General features: G+C 59.5%; 13 protein-coding genes. 8 read left to right on the forward strand and 5 right to left on the reverse strand.

Annotated features, from left to right (window positions below; genetic code table 11):
- Positions 1-4 precede the first annotated feature (4 nt).
- The 4 genes from xylB (at position 5) to FOT55_RS18805 (ending at position 5,119) form a co-directional block, all read left to right on the forward strand.
- Positions 5-1,522 carry a xylulokinase gene (xylB, locus tag FOT55_RS18790; RefSeq protein WP_043142477.1) on the forward strand — a complete coding sequence of 506 codons (1,518 nt, stop codon included), beginning with the start codon at positions 5-7 and terminating at the stop codon, positions 1,520-1,522.
- Positions 1,519-3,024 carry a sugar ABC transporter ATP-binding protein gene (locus FOT55_RS18795; protein ID WP_060447755.1) on the forward strand — a complete coding sequence of 502 codons (1,506 nt, stop codon included), beginning with the start codon at positions 1,519-1,521 and terminating at the stop codon, positions 3,022-3,024. The genes xylB and FOT55_RS18795 overlap by 4 nt, the downstream gene beginning before the upstream one ends.
- A 76-nt stretch (positions 3,025-3,100) precedes the next feature.
- The gene (locus FOT55_RS18800) at positions 3,101-4,078 is read left to right on the forward strand and encodes an ABC transporter permease (RefSeq protein WP_016927501.1); all 978 of its coding nucleotides are present in this window, start codon (positions 3,101-3,103) and stop codon (positions 4,076-4,078) included.
- Between the two features lie 33 nt (positions 4,079-4,111).
- The gene (locus FOT55_RS18805; protein WP_025303066.1) at positions 4,112-5,119 is read left to right on the forward strand and encodes a substrate-binding domain-containing protein; all 1,008 of its coding nucleotides are present in this window, start codon (positions 4,112-4,114) and stop codon (positions 5,117-5,119) included.
- Positions 5,120-5,261: 142 nt separating this feature from the next.
- Here the strand turns inward: FOT55_RS18805 and FOT55_RS18810 are convergent, their stop codons facing one another.
- Entirely contained in the window at positions 5,262-5,825 is a 564-nt protein-coding gene (locus FOT55_RS18810) for a TetR/AcrR family transcriptional regulator (protein ID WP_025303067.1), read from the reverse strand.
- 127 nt (positions 5,826-5,952) lie between these two features.
- Between FOT55_RS18810 and smfY the strand changes: the two genes are divergently transcribed.
- Positions 5,953-7,425 (forward strand): multidrug efflux MFS transporter SmfY, encoded by a 1,473-nt coding sequence (gene smfY, locus FOT55_RS18815; RefSeq protein ID WP_025303068.1) that lies wholly within the window; start codon positions 5,953-5,955, stop codon positions 7,423-7,425.
- A 200-nt stretch (positions 7,426-7,625) separates the two neighbouring features.
- The gene (locus FOT55_RS18820) at positions 7,626-8,117 is read left to right on the forward strand and encodes a Dps family protein (protein ID WP_004932132.1); all 492 of its coding nucleotides are present in this window, start codon (positions 7,626-7,628) and stop codon (positions 8,115-8,117) included.
- A 45-nt stretch (positions 8,118-8,162) separates the two neighbouring features.
- Here the strand turns inward: FOT55_RS18820 and FOT55_RS18825 are convergent, their stop codons facing one another.
- A complete protein-coding gene (locus tag FOT55_RS18825; RefSeq protein ID WP_025159792.1) occupies positions 8,163-8,339 on the reverse strand; it encodes a YciY family protein in 177 nt (58 codons plus the stop codon).
- Positions 8,340-8,581: 242 nt separating this feature from the next.
- Here FOT55_RS18825 and cls point away from each other — a divergent pair, with 242 nt between their 5' ends.
- Positions 8,582-10,042: a cardiolipin synthase gene (gene cls / locus FOT55_RS18830; protein ID WP_147823876.1), complete on the forward strand. Its 1,461-nt coding sequence runs from the start codon at positions 8,582-8,584 to the stop codon at positions 10,040-10,042.
- 56 nt (positions 10,043-10,098) lie between these two features.
- Positions 10,099-10,422 (forward strand): HI1450 family dsDNA-mimic protein, encoded by a 324-nt coding sequence (locus FOT55_RS18835; RefSeq protein WP_004932139.1) that lies wholly within the window; start codon positions 10,099-10,101, stop codon positions 10,420-10,422.
- A gap of 72 nt (positions 10,423-10,494) precedes the next feature.
- On the opposite strand, the gene oppF is transcribed toward FOT55_RS18835, so the two are convergent.
- From oppF to oppC, 3 genes are read right to left on the reverse strand one after another with little or no spacing between them, the layout of a single operon-like run.
- Positions 10,495-11,496, reverse strand: a complete 1,002-nt coding sequence (gene oppF / locus FOT55_RS18840) for a murein tripeptide/oligopeptide ABC transporter ATP binding protein OppF (RefSeq protein WP_025303071.1) — start codon at positions 11,494-11,496, stop codon at positions 10,495-10,497.
- Positions 11,493-12,509, reverse strand: coding sequence for an ABC transporter ATP-binding protein (oppD, locus tag FOT55_RS18845; protein ID WP_043142468.1), 1,017 nt, complete (start codon positions 12,507-12,509; stop codon positions 11,493-11,495). The genes oppF and oppD overlap by 4 nt, the downstream gene beginning before the upstream one ends.
- A gap of 11 nt (positions 12,510-12,520) precedes the next feature.
- Complete coding sequence (gene oppC, locus FOT55_RS18850; protein ID WP_025303073.1) at positions 12,521-13,429, reverse strand: oligopeptide ABC transporter permease OppC; 909 nt, start codon at positions 13,427-13,429, stop codon at positions 12,521-12,523.
- Between the last annotated feature and the right edge of the window lie 6 nt (positions 13,430-13,435).

Consider the following 13,435-nt stretch of genomic DNA (forward strand, 5'->3'; position numbering starts at 1 on the left):
TCCTATGGCGCTCTATGCTGGCATAGACTGCGGTACGCAAGGCACGAAAGTCGTGATTGTCGACAGCACACAGGGCGTGATCCTCGGTGAGGGCAACGCCCCTCACCGTCTCATCAGCCAAGCCAATGGCCGGCGCGAACAAGAGGCCGACTGGTGGATTGAGGCGTTAGTCATCGCTTTTCGCCAAGCCGTGACTAACGCCGGCGTTGATGCACGGGAGATTCATGCTCTGGGGGTCTCGGGCCAACAACATGGGTTTGTGCCACTGGACGCAGACGGCAACGTGCTGCACAGCGTCAAGCTGTGGTGCGATACCGAAACCGCAGAGGAAAACGAACGGCTCCTGCAACAGCTCGGCGGAGCCAACGGCTCGCTGGAAACACTCGGCCTGCGGATCGCCACCGGTTATACCGCGTCAAAAATCCTTTGGTTCAAAACACACCATCCGGCGCTCTGGGCAAAACTGCACACCGTGTTGTTGCCTCATGATTATTTGAACTTCTGGCTGACCGGGGAGCGCGTAGCGGAATATGGCGACGCTTCCGGCACCGGGTTGTTCGATGTACGTACCCGTCGCTGGAGCAAAACCGCGGTCGATCTCATCGACGACAGCGGCCGCCTGTGGCAGGCTCTGCCGCCGCTCAAAAGCGCGGAGTGCTGCATCGGCACGGTGCGCCCCGCCGCCGCGGAAAAACTCGGCCTCGGCCCGGCAGTTCGGGTATCGACCGGCGGCGGCGACAACATGATGGCGGCCATCGGTTCCGGCAACATCGAGGCCGGCACCCTTACCCTGAGTCTGGGCACCTCCGGTACGCTATTCGCCTGGTCTGCCGCCCCCGTCACGGCGGAATCGGACATGATTGCCGGCTTCTGCTCCAGCACCAATGGGTGGCTGCCATTGATTTGCACCATGAATGTCACCTCGGCCACCACTGCGGTACAAACGCTGCTGGACGAAGACCTTGCCGGCTTTAACGCTTTGTTGACGCAGGCCGCGCCCGGTGCAGGCGGTGTCGAGATGCTGCCGTTCTTCAATGGCGAACGTGTTCCGCCGTTGCCCCACGCGCGCGCCAGTCTGCATAACCTCGATAGCGACAATTTTACCCGTGCCAATCTCTGCCTGGCGGTAGTCGAAAGCGCTACGTATGGGTTGCGCTATGGCATCGAGCTGTTTCGCCGTCAGGGCATCGAAGCGCGCGAGATCCGCCTCACCGGCGGCGGCGCCCGCAGCGCCGCCTGGCGACAAATCGTCGCGGACGTGATGGGGTGCCCGGTAGTCTGTCTGAAAGCCAAAGAGACCGCCGCGCTGGGCGGCGCCATTCAGGCGATGTGGGCGACGACGTTGGCCGACGATCCGCAGCGGAACGCCGGCGCGTTGCTGGCCGAACTGTGCCAGCGTTTCGTTGCGCTGGATGAGGCCACGCGCACACGGCCACATGCTGGCAGACAAGCGCAATACGAGACGCTTTATCAACGGTACCTGCAACGCTTGCAGCAGACCTATCCGGAGGTGCAACTGTGACGCGAGATCCCCAGACGCAAGCGCCCGCCTACCTGCTGGAGGTCAGCGGCGTCAGGAAAGCTTTTGGCCCGGTCGTGGCCCTCAAGAATGCGGAGTTTTGCCTGCGGCGTGGATCCATCCATGCCCTGTGCGGTGGCAACGGCGCGGGTAAATCCACCTTTCTCAGCATTCTGATGGGCTTTATTCAACCCGATGGCGGCGACATTTTTATCAATGGCCAACGCTGTGAATTTCATCATCCCCGGGAAGCCCTCAACGCCGGCATCGCCATCGTGCAGCAGGAGCTGAGCGCGATCCCGGATCTGACGGTGGCCGAAAACATTTGGCTGGGCCGCGAGCCGAGGCGCCTGGGGTTCGTCGATTTCGCTACGCTCAATCAACGCACCACCAGCTTGCTCAAGGAACTCGATTTCAAGATCGACGCCCGAGAGAAAATGCGCAACCTGAGCGTCGCCGAGCAGCAGTTGGTCGAGATCGCCAAAGCGCTGTCGCATGCCAATGCCGACATCATCATCATGGATGAACCCACCTCGGCGATTGGCGAGGAGGATGCGCAAAAAATCTTTCAGACGCTTCAGCAACTGGCGGCGAAAGGTAAAGGCATTATCTACGTCTCCCACCGTTTGTCAGAGATATTCCAAATCGCGGACAGCTACACCATTTTCCGCGACGGCGCCTATATCCATGAAGGCTATATCGCTGACATTACCCGTGAGCAGCTGATCGAACACATTATTGGCGGCGAGTACGACAGCGAGTTCGCCAAATTCAATCAGCCCGGTGAAGAGGTCTTGCTGGAGGTCAACGGCCTGTGTTGGCGCAGCAAGATAAAAGATATCAGCCTGCAACTGAAGCACGGTGAGATCCTGGGCATCTACGGCCTGGTGGGCTCGGGCCGCAGCGAGTTTCTCGATCTTATCTTCGGCATTCAGCATGCCGACAGCGGCACGATCCGCTTGGGTGACAAGACGCTGAACCGCCATTCTCCGCGCAAGGCCATCGACAGCGGTATTGCCTACGTGACGGAAGATCGCAAGGAAACCGGCCTGGTGCTGTGCCGTTCCGTCAGTGAAAACATCAATATCGCCTCTTTTGCCGGCATCAGCCGGATGGGGTTTGTCAGCGAGAAACGGGAGCAGGCGCGAACCCGCGACATGATCCAGCGCTTCAACGTTAAAACCCACGATGGCGAACAACCCGTGGGTAACCTGAGCGGCGGCAACCAGCAAAAAGTGGTGCTGGGCCGTTGGGCGCTGCTGGATCCGGAGGTTTTGCTGCTCGACGAGCCGACGCGCGGCATCGACGTCGGCGCCAAGAAAGAGATCTACCGATTTATGTCGGAGTTCGCCTTGCAAAACAAAGGGATCATCATGGTTTCCTCCGAGCTTTCGGAAATTATCGGCATGAGCGATCGCATATTGGTGTTTCGCGACGGGCAGTTGGCCGGCGAGCTTTCGGCGGCCGATGCGACTCAGGCAGCACTGATGAAACTTGCGGTTTAACAGAGAGAGAAAAAAAATGAGCAGCGCCCACTCCTTATCACCAGGAATTTCATTTTTCACCCGCAATAAGCGCCGTATGCACAAGTACGGCATTATCATCGCCTTTTTCGCCCTGTGCCTGATCGTGGCGCTGATTGGCGAATATCAGGTCGCTCAGGGCGCCTGGAGCAGCAATTATTTTCTCAGCAATGAAAACACCCTGATCGTCCTGCGCCAGGTCTCGATCAACGGCATTCTGGCGATCGGCATGACCTTTGTCATTATTACGGCCGGCGTCGATCTCTCCGTGGGCTCGGTGCTGGCGTTAAGCGGGATCGTCGCCGCTCGCTTCGCCACCAACAACAGCGGATTAGCTATCGGCGACACCGCGACCGCCGTCATGGCGCCGCTGATCGTGGCGCTGGGCATCGGCATCGTCTGCGGCCTGGTGAACGGCACCGTGTTGGCTCGCTACCGGTTGCAGCCGTTTATCGTCACCATGGGCATGCTCTCCGCGGCGCGCGGGTTAACCATGTTGACCACCAACGGCAATCCAGTATCGCAATTGAACAGCGATTTCCGCTGGTTAGGCAATGGCTATGTCGGCGGCGTTCCGGTGCCGGTCATCATCTTCATCGTGCTGTTCGCCCTCGCCTGGCTGGTGCTGAATAAAACCCTCTTCGGGCGTTACATCTACGCCGTCGGCGGCAACCCGAAAAGCGCGCGCACCTCGGGGATTAACGTCACCCGCATCAAAATACTGGTGTATACGCTGTGCGGCGCACTGGCCGGCATCGCCGGCCTGATCCTCACCGCACGCACCGGTTCGGCGCAGACCAACGCCGGCGCAGGGTATGAGCTGGACGCCATCGCGGCGGTGGTGATCGGTGGCACCAGCATGGCCGGCGGCGTCGGTACGCTGGTCGGCACCTTCTTCGGCGTGCTGATTATCGGGGTGATGAATAACGGCCTCGATCTGCTCGGCGTGCAATCGTATTACCAACAAATTATCAAAGGCGCATTGATCGTTCTTGCCGTATTGCTCGACCCATCGCGTAAGCAACAGCGCGATTAATAACATCAGACCCAACTCTACCAGGAGAAAACCATGAATAAGACCAAGATAGCGTTGTTTGCCTCTGCCATGATGCTCGGTAGCCTGTCGGCAGCTCAGGCCGCCCCGGTAAAAATCGCGGTATTGATGTACGGCAACAAAGCCGAGTTCGTGCAATTGATGGAAAGGTTCGGGAAGGAACACCCGGCGGTGAAAAGCGGCGAAGCCGTGCTGACCTTCTACGATGGGCGTTATGATGCATCGGTGCAAAACGATCAGGCCGCCACCGCTATCCAAACGCGCGCCGATGCCATTATCGTCAACCCAATGGATTTTGAGGCCAATATCGATATCGTCACTAATGCCAACGAAGCCAAAATCCCGGTGGTGGTCACCAACGCGCGCCTGAACACGGACGCGATGACGTCTGAAGTGGTGTCTAATGACGAGTTGGGGGGGTATCTGGAAGCCAAAGCCGTCCTGGACAAACTCGACTGCAAGAACCAGAAGGTGAATGTGGTGATTATCGAAGGCCCGAAAGGCGGCAGCGGCGAGATCCAGCGCGGCAAGGGTAACGATAAAGCGATTGCCGAGTGCGGCGCCGGCCAGGTCACGGTACTTGAGCGCAAAACGGCCAACTGGTCACGCGCGGAAGCGCAGCCGCTGATGGAAAACTGGCTGCAGAAGCACCGGGGTAAAATCAACGGCGTGATTGGTCAAAACGACGAGATGGCGCTGGGCGCTATCGAAGCGATCAAAGGCGCTGGCCTGAATGTGAAGGACTTCGCGATTGCCGGCGTTGACGGCGTCTCCGACGCGATTCATGCGGTGCAGGCCGGTGAAATGGTCTCTATTCTGCAAGATGCCAAAGGCCAGATGCAGGGTTCCATCGACGTCGCGCTGCGCGCCGTGAAAGGTGAAAGCTATCAACCACAGTCGGATATCTGGAAACAGTACGCCAAGGATCTGAAATGGGAGGGTGGCACGCAGAAGCATTACTACATTCCGTGGACCGTCGTTACCACAGAGAATGCCCAGCAACTGTTGGACGCGCGCAAGTAATGTCCGGAGCCCCCTGCACGCAGGGGGCCTTTGCTCCGAAGCTTGCCGCAGGCAAAAAAAAGCCAGCACGGAGTGGCTGGCTAAAAAGTTCTTCGAGGGAATATCTTGTGCGATAAACATACGCCTTTCACTGCGGGCTTTACTAGCTATCAGTGCGATAGGCACCCTCAGTTAAAATCAACGCCTGCATATCGGTGAACATCGTTTCCCATTCCGCCTGGTCGATATCCATCAAACCAAAGTAACGCAGCATAAAGGCGCCTTCGGTGGCGAGAAACGCCAGGCGCGCGCGCTTGCCTTCTTCCGTCGTCAAATCCAAACCGGCGATGCGGCTGCGATACCATTCACGCGTGCTCGCCAGATGCTCCGGCGTTTGAATCAGCGTCGCCATTAGCCCGGCGGCCTTGGCGCTGGCGGTCTGATCCGAGCTTTGCGTCGCCAACATATGCGCCCGCACGCCGGTCTGCGGCGAAGGATCGTCACCGGCGATAGCGGCGAACAGCGTCTCGTAGGCACTGCCCCAGCGATCGAACATGGCATCAATCAGGGCGTCTTTGCTGCCGAAACAGTACTGCACCCCGCCCTTGGAGATCCCCATCGCTTTGGCAACGGCGTCAATGGTCAAGCCGGCGGCGCCCTGGGTGGCGACGATCTCTTCGGCGGTGTCCAAAACTTTGTCGCGATCGATGCTGCGTTGACGTCCCATTAAGAAACCCTTCTTTTCAATACGAACGTATGGATATATATTATCGCCAGTATACCACCCGGCATCGCCGGAGGGTTACCACAATGGCGGCGCCTTCGCGCCGCCCACGTTAACTGGATTATGACTTATGTACGCCAAGAACCGCTGGTTAATCCTGACAATGGTCGCCAGCGCCCTGTTCCTGATTGTTATCGACATGACGGTGCTCTATACCGCTCTGCCACGCTTAACCCAGGCGCTGGACGCCAGCGCCTCGCAAAAACTCTGGATCGTCAACGCCTACCCGCTGGTGGTCGCCGGGCTACTGCCCGGCGCCGGCATGCTGAGCGATCGCATCGGCCATAAGCGGCTGTTTCTCGCCGGGCTGCCGGTGTTTGCCGTCGCGTCGCTGTGCGCCGCTTTCTCGCCCACCGCCGAGTGGCTGATCGCCGCGCGGGTATTCCTCGCCGTTGGCGCGGCAATGATGATGCCCGCCACGCTGTCCATCGTGCGTCACGTCTTTACCGACGAACGCGAACGCGCGCTGGCGATCGGCATCTGGGCCTCGGTGGCCTCCGGCGGCGCGGCCATCGGCCCGGTGGTCGGCGGCCTGCTGCTGGAGTATTTCTGGTGGGGATCGGTGTTCCTGATCAACGTACCGGTGGTGTTGCTGGTCTGGCCGCTGGCGTGGAAACTGATCCCCCGCTGCGGCGGCGATAACCCGCGCCCCGCCGATATCGTCGGCTCGGTGCAGATCATGATCGGTCTGGTCGGCGCTATCTATGCGCTGAAGGAACTGAGCAAGCCGGCGCCTGACCTCAGCGCGTTGCTCGCAGCGGCCCTGATCGGCATCCTGTTCCTGGTGCTGTTTGTGCGTCGTCAGCAGCGCAGCGCTCACCCGATGATCGATTTCTCCCTGTTCCGCAACCGGCTGTTCGCCGGCGGCATCGGCGTGGCGTTGCTGTCGATGGTGGCCCTGATCGGCGTCGAGCTGGTGCTCAGCCAACGCTTGCAGCTGGTGCTCGGCCTCAGCCCGCTGCAGGCAGCGCTGTTCATCTTGCCGATCCCACTGGCCTCGGCGCTGGCGGGGCCAATGGCCGGTTTACTGTTGCCGCGCTACGGTGAGCGCAGCATCATCCTCGGCGGTTTCGTCCTGACCGCCTTCGGCATCGCCGGCCTCGCCCTGTGGTATCAAAGCAGCATGGCACCGCAGCTGGTAAGCCTGGCGTTGGTGGGCTTTGGCCTCGGCGGCGTGATCACCGCCGCGTCCACCGCCATCATGCTGAACGCGCCGGAGGAGAAATCCGGCATGGCGGCCTCTATCGAAGACGTCTCCTACGAGCTGGGTGGCGTGCTGGGCGTGACGCTGCTCGGTGGGTTGATGACGGCGGTTTACAGTCACAGCCTGGCGCTGCCGGCGGCGCTGCCGGTCAGCGATTTGGCCTACGACAGTATCGACGAAGCCCTGCGTCTGGCCGCCGGAATGGCGGCCGATCGCGCGCAGCAGCTGACGCAGCTGGCGCGTTTGGCCTTCGATCGCGCCTTTATTACGGTGCTGATCGCCGCCGCGCTGTTAATGGCGCTGGGCGCCGGCGTGGTAAAACTGGCGCTGCGCAAGTAACCGATAAAAGCGGCTTTTTTCGCCGGCGGATCCTGCGTAAACTGATTCGGCAATTTGCTCGACGGATTTATCGTCATCGGTTTAAGCGATGGTAATGATGCCTGTTATCGTGTTTAACCCTGCGATAAATCCGGTTACTGTAACAGCTATGGAAATTGATTCTGTCTACCCTTGGAACGAATAATCAGGAGAAGATTATTATGGCAACGGCGAAGAAAGCAGCGAAAACCCATATCGGCCTCGACAGTAAACAATCGGCAAAACTCGCCGAAGCGCTGAATGCGCTGTTGGCGAATTATCAGGTGCTGTATATGAACGTGCGCGGCTATCACTGGAATATTACCGGCCCGCAGTTTTTTGAGCTGCACGCGAAATTCGAAGAAACTTACAACGATCTGCTGACCAAGGTGGATGAGCTGGCGGAACGTATCCTGACGCTGGGCTCGCAGCCGCGTCACGCTTTCAGCGACTATCTGAAAACCGCCGACATCAAGGAACACACCAACGTGACCGATGATAAGGGCACGCTGCGCGGCCTGTTGGAAGGGTATTCAATCTTGCTGCAGCAGCAGCGTGAACTGCTGACGGTAGCGGCAGACGCCGGCGACGAAGGCACCGCGTCATTGATGAGCGATTATATCAAAGAGCAGGAAAAACAGGTCTGGATGCTCAACGCCTACCTCGGAAAATAACCCTGACGCCATAACAAAACAGTCCCTCTCGGGACTGTTTTCGTTTTACCACTCGCAGGATACCGCAAACAGCAGCGCACGCCGATGCTGATCGTCCAGGCGGCGCCGCACCCGGATAATATGGCGATTGCTGCACGACTGGCGTTCCAGCCAGCGATGCCGGCGACGTTGGCTCTGTCGCAACATGCGCCAACGGCCCACTTCATTTCTACTGCGTCTCATAATTCCGTCACTCGTTCGTCTAATGCCAACCGCGGGCATTATAGCCCTTTCCGCCCGTGATCCAAGCCGCCGTTATCGGCAACATACCGGACGTCGCACCGGCAAAAGCCCCCCTTTCAATTTCGGCAAGTGCCTTAACTTCATCATATTTATGTAACATAAGCGCCGATAAAAGGTTTCGCCTTGCCCGATCTGTGCGTACACTCATCATTGGTGGTTTGCGAACGGGATTTTTCGCCTTTATGACAACATTTTATACCGTAATCAGTTGGCTCATGGTGTTCGGCTACTGGCTGCTGATCGCCGGCGTGACGATGCGCATTTTGATGAAACGCCGTGCGGTTCCCTCTGCCATGGCCTGGCTGCTGGTTATCTATATTCTGCCGCTGTTCGGCATCGTGGCCTATTTATCGTTCGGCGAGCTGCATCTGGGCAAGCGCCGGGCCGAGCGCGCCAAGGCCATGTGGCCGTCGACCGCGCGCTGGCTGAAGGAACTGAAAGAGAGCCGTCGCATCTTCGCCACCGAATACAGTAAAGTCGCCGAACCGCTGTTCCAGCTGTGCAACCGCCGCCAGGGCATCGACGGCGTCAAGGGCAACCAGCTGCAGCTGCTCACCACCACCGACGACACGCTGAAAGCGCTGATCCGCGACATCGAGCTGGCGCGCCACAACATCGAAATGGTGTTCTATATCTGGCAGCCCGGCGGCCTGGTCGATCAGGTGGCCGAATCGCTGATGGCCGCCGCCCGGCGCGGCGTACACTGCCGCCTGATGCTGGACTCCGCCGGCAGCCTGCAATTTTTCCGCAGCCCCTACCCGGCGATGATGCGCAACGCCGGCATCGAAGTGGTCGAAGCGTTGAAGGTCAACCTCTTGCGCGTGTTCCTGCGCCGCATGGATCTGCGTCAGCACCGCAAAGTAGTGCTGATCGACAACTATATCGCCTATACCGGCAGCATGAACATGGTCGATCCGCGCTACTTCAAACAGGATGCGGGCGTCGGCCAATGGATCGATCTGATGGCGCGCATGGAAGGCCCGGTGGCCACCACCATGGGCATCGTCTATGCCTGCGACTGGGAAATTGAAACCGGCAAGCGCATTCTGCCGCCGCCGCCGAACGTCAACATCATGCCGTTCGAGCAGGAAAGCGGCCACACCATTCAGGTGATCGCCTCCGGCCCCGGCTTCCCCGAGGAAATGATCCACCAGGCGCTGCTAACCGCGGTTTATTCCGCGCGCGAGCAGCTGATCATGACCACGCCGTACTTCGTGCCGAGCGACGATCTGCTGCACGCCATCTGCACCGCCGCTCTGCGCGGCGTCGAGGTCAGCATCATCGTGCCGCGCGACAACGATTCGATGATGGTGCGCTGGGCCAGCCGCGCGTTCTTCTCCGAGCTGCTGGAAGCCGGAGTGAAAATTTATCAGTTCGAAGGCGGTCTGCTGCACACCAAGAGTGTGCTGGTTGACGGCCAGCTTAGCCTGGTCGGCACCGTCAATCTGGATATGCGCAGCCTGTGGCTGAATTTCGAAATCACCCTGGTGATCGACGACGACGGCTTCGGCAGCGATCTGGCCTGCGTGCAGGAAGATTACATCGCCCGTTCCCAGTTGCTGAACGCCAAAGAGTGGCTGAAGCGGCCGTTCTGGCATCGCCTGGTTGAGCGCCTGTTCTACTTTTTCAGCCCGCTGCTGTAAAAGCCGCAACGAGCGTGCTTTAATAGCGCCAAATCATTTGTTATCAGGATTTTTTTATGGATTTGAATAACCGCCTTACCGAAGACGAAACGCTGGAACAGGCCTACGACATCTTTCTCGAATTGGCCGGCGACAATCTGGATCCGGCGGATATTCTGCTGTTCAATCTGCAGTTTGAAGAGCGCGGCGGCGCAGAACTGTACGATCCCTCCGAAGACTGGAGCGAGCACGTGGACTACGATCTGAACCCAGACTTCTTCGCCGAAGTGGTGATCGGTCTGGCGGACAGCGACGGCGAGCCAATCAACGACGTGTTCGCCCGCGTGCTGATCTGCCGCGAGAAAGACCACAAGCTGTGCCACATTCTGTGGAAAGAGTGATTCGCCGCCAGCGCATCGGATAAAAAAGCCCCGCTTATTCAGCGGGGCTTTTTGTTGCCGGCTAGCGTCGCATTACAGAGGATCGACCTTCAGGCAGGATACCGCGTGGCGGAAGCTGCCCTCCAGCAGCGGACGCGTCTTGGCGCACTCCGGCCCGGCGATCGGGCAGCGGGTGCGGAACACGCAGCCGGTCGGCGGGTTGATCGGCGAAGGCAGCTCCCCTTCCAACAGCTGGATCTGTTTTTCCTTCTCCTTGTCCGGATCCGGGATCGGCACCGCCGACATCAGCGCTTTGGTGTAAGGATGCTGTGGGTTGTGATACACCTCGTCATAGGTGCCCAGCTCCACCGCATGGCCCAGGTACATCACCAGCACGCGATCGGAAATGTGCTTCACCACCGCCAAATCGTGGGCGATAAAGATCAATGACAGCCCCATCTCGCGCTGCAGCTGCTGCAACAGGTTCACCACCTGCGCCTGAATCGACACGTCCAACGCGGAGACCGGCTCGTCGCAGATCACCAGCTTCGGTTCGAGGATCAGCGCGCGCGCGATGCCGATACGCTGGCACTGACCGCCGGAGAACTCGTGCGGGTAGCGGTTGATCAGGTTAGGCAACAGGCCGACCTTCAGCATCATCGCCTTGACCTTGTCCTTCACTTCCTGACGCGGCATTTTCGGGTAGTAGGTGCGCAGCGGCTCGGCGATGATCTCGCCGATGGTCATGCGCGGGTTGAGCGAAGCCAGCGGATCCTGGAAGATCATCTGGATATCGCTGCGGGTTTTACGCCAGTCGGCGTCGCTCATGCCCAGCAGATCTTTGCCCAGCCAGGCGACGCGCCCGCTGGTGGCCTTCACCAGGCCGATGATGGCGCGCGCGAAGGTGGATTTGCCGCAGCCGGATTCGCCAACCACGCCCAGGGTTTCCCCCTCGAACAGCCGCAGCGTAACGCCATCGACCGCCTTCAGGGTTTTCGGCGGCTGCCAGAACCACTGTTTGTCGTCATGAATGTCGAAGTGCACTTTCAGATCGGCGACTTCGAGCAGCACTTTCTTGTCGGTTACCGCTGTCATACTAACGCCTCCACCGGTTTAAAGCAGGCGCGCAGGCGCCCTTCCCCAAATTGCTCCAACGGCGGAGCGCTCGCGCACTGTTCCATGGCGTACGGGCAGCGCGGCTGGAACGGGCAGCCTTTCGGCAACCGCAGTAGGTTCGGCGGGTTGCCGGGAATGGTCAACAACGCTTCGCCTTCGGCGTCGAGACGCGGCACCGCATTCAACAGACCAATGGAGTACGGATGGCTCGGCTGGTAGAACACCTCGCGCGCGCTGCCGTATTCCATGGTGCGGCCGGCGTACATCACCAGCACCTTGTTGCAGATGCCGGCCACCACGCCCAGGTCGTGGGTGATCATGATGATGGCGGTGTTGAACTCGCGCTTCAGCTCGTTGAGCAGCGTCATGATCTGCGCCTGGACGGTCACGTCCAGCGCGGTGGTCGGCTCGTCGGCGATCAGCAGCTTCGGCCGGCACAGCAACGCCATGGCGATCATCACGCGCTGGCGCATACCGCCGGAAAACTCGTGCGGGTACATGCGCATGCGCTTGCGCGCCTCCGGCATTTTCACCGCGTCGAGCATGCGGACCGACTCTTCGAAGGCTTCGCTTTTGCTCAGTTTCTTATGCAGCATCAGCACTTCCATCAGCTGTTCGCCAACGCGCATATAAGGGTTGAGCGAGGTCATCGGGTCCTGGAAGATCATCGAGATCTCCTCGGCCCGCAGCTTGTTAAGCTGATTTTCCGGCAGGTTGAGGATCTCGCGGCCGTTGAATTTGGCCGAGCCGCCGATGCGGCCATTGCTCGCCAGTAGCCCCATCAGGGCGAACGCGGTCTGCGATTTGCCTGAGCCAGATTCACCGACGATGCCCAGCGTTTCGCCGGCGCGCAGATCGAAGTTCAGATCGTTTACCGCCGTCACGTCGCCGTCCGGCGTGGAAAACGTGACGCGCAGGTCTTTTACGTCCAGCAGCGGCGACGTTTTGACGCCGGCGCCGGTTTGCAGTTGAGGATGTTCAATGGTGCTCATGGTTGCACTCCTTAACGATCTTTCGGGTCGAGGGCGTCACGCAGGCCATCGCCGATAAAGTTGAAACAGAACAGAGTGACTACCAGGAAACCCGCCGGGAACAGCAGCAACCACGGTGAAACTTCCATTGAGTTGGCGCCGTCGCTGAGCAATGCGCCCCAGCTGCTCAGCGGCTCCTGCGTGCCCAGCCCCAGGAAGCTGAGGAAGGATTCGAACAGGATCATGCTCGGCACCAGCAGCGACGCGTACACCACTACCACGCCGAGCACGTTAGGCACGATATGCCGCAGCACGATGTTGCGCGTGGAGACGCCGCACACCAGCGCCGCTTCGATGAACTCCTTACGCTTGAGACCGAGCGTTTGGCCGCGCACGATACGCGCCATATCCAGCCACGACACCATACCGATCGCCACGAAGATCAACAGGATATTCTGGCCGAAGAAGGTCACCAGCAGGATCACGAAGAACATGAACGGGAAGGAGTTGAGGATCTCCAGCAGACGCATCATCACCGAGTCGATCTTGCCGCCCAGATAACCGGACATCGCGCCGTACAGGGTGCCGACGATCACCGCCACCAGCGCCGCCGCCACGCCGACCATCAGCGAGATACGCCCGCCAATCGCCACGCGCACCAGTAGGTCGCGCCCGGAGGAATCGGTGCCGAAATAGTGCCCCGATTCCAGGCTTGGCGCGGCGGACATCATCGCCCAATCGGTATCGTCGTAGGCAAATTGCGACAGCATCGGCGCCAGCACCACAAACAGCGTGATCAACACCAGGATGAACAGGCTGCTGACCGCCGCACGGTTATGCATAAAGCGCCGGCGCGCGTCTTGCCACAGGCTGCGTCCTTCCACTTCCAGCTTCTCGCTGAAGTGTTCCAGAGCTTCGCTGTTCTTTTTAGTCAACATCATTCGCGT

The organism is Serratia bockelmannii, from assembly GCF_008011855.1.
Classification (GTDB): Bacteria; Pseudomonadota; Gammaproteobacteria; order Enterobacterales; family Enterobacteriaceae; genus Serratia; species Serratia bockelmannii.

Coding starts and splice junctions, on each gene's coding strand:
- xylB (WP_043142477.1), top strand. CDS start 5: ATGGCGCTCTATGCTGGCATAGACTGCGGTACGCAAGGCACGAAAGTC.
- FOT55_RS18800 (WP_016927501.1), top strand. CDS start 3,101: ATGCACAAGTACGGCATTATCATCGCCTTTTTCGCCCTGTGCCTGATC.
- FOT55_RS18805 (WP_025303066.1), top strand. CDS start 4,112: ATGAATAAGACCAAGATAGCGTTGTTTGCCTCTGCCATGATGCTCGGT.
- FOT55_RS18810 (WP_025303067.1), bottom strand. CDS start 5,825: ATGGGACGTCAACGCAGCATCGATCGCGACAAAGTTTTGGACACCGCC.
- smfY (WP_025303068.1), top strand. CDS start 5,953: ATGTACGCCAAGAACCGCTGGTTAATCCTGACAATGGTCGCCAGCGCC.
- FOT55_RS18820 (WP_004932132.1), top strand. CDS start 7,626: ATGGCAACGGCGAAGAAAGCAGCGAAAACCCATATCGGCCTCGACAGT.
- FOT55_RS18825 (WP_025159792.1), bottom strand. CDS start 8,339: ATGAGACGCAGTAGAAATGAAGTGGGCCGTTGGCGCATGTTGCGACAG.
- cls (WP_147823876.1), top strand. CDS start 8,582: ATGACAACATTTTATACCGTAATCAGTTGGCTCATGGTGTTCGGCTAC.
- FOT55_RS18835 (WP_004932139.1), top strand. CDS start 10,099: ATGGATTTGAATAACCGCCTTACCGAAGACGAAACGCTGGAACAGGCC.
- oppF (WP_025303071.1), bottom strand. CDS start 11,496: ATGACAGCGGTAACCGACAAGAAAGTGCTGCTCGAAGTCGCCGATCTG.
- oppD (WP_043142468.1), bottom strand. CDS start 12,509: ATGAGCACCATTGAACATCCTCAACTGCAAACCGGCGCCGGCGTCAAA.
- oppC (WP_025303073.1), bottom strand. CDS start 13,429: ATGATGTTGACTAAAAAGAACAGCGAAGCTCTGGAACACTTCAGCGAG.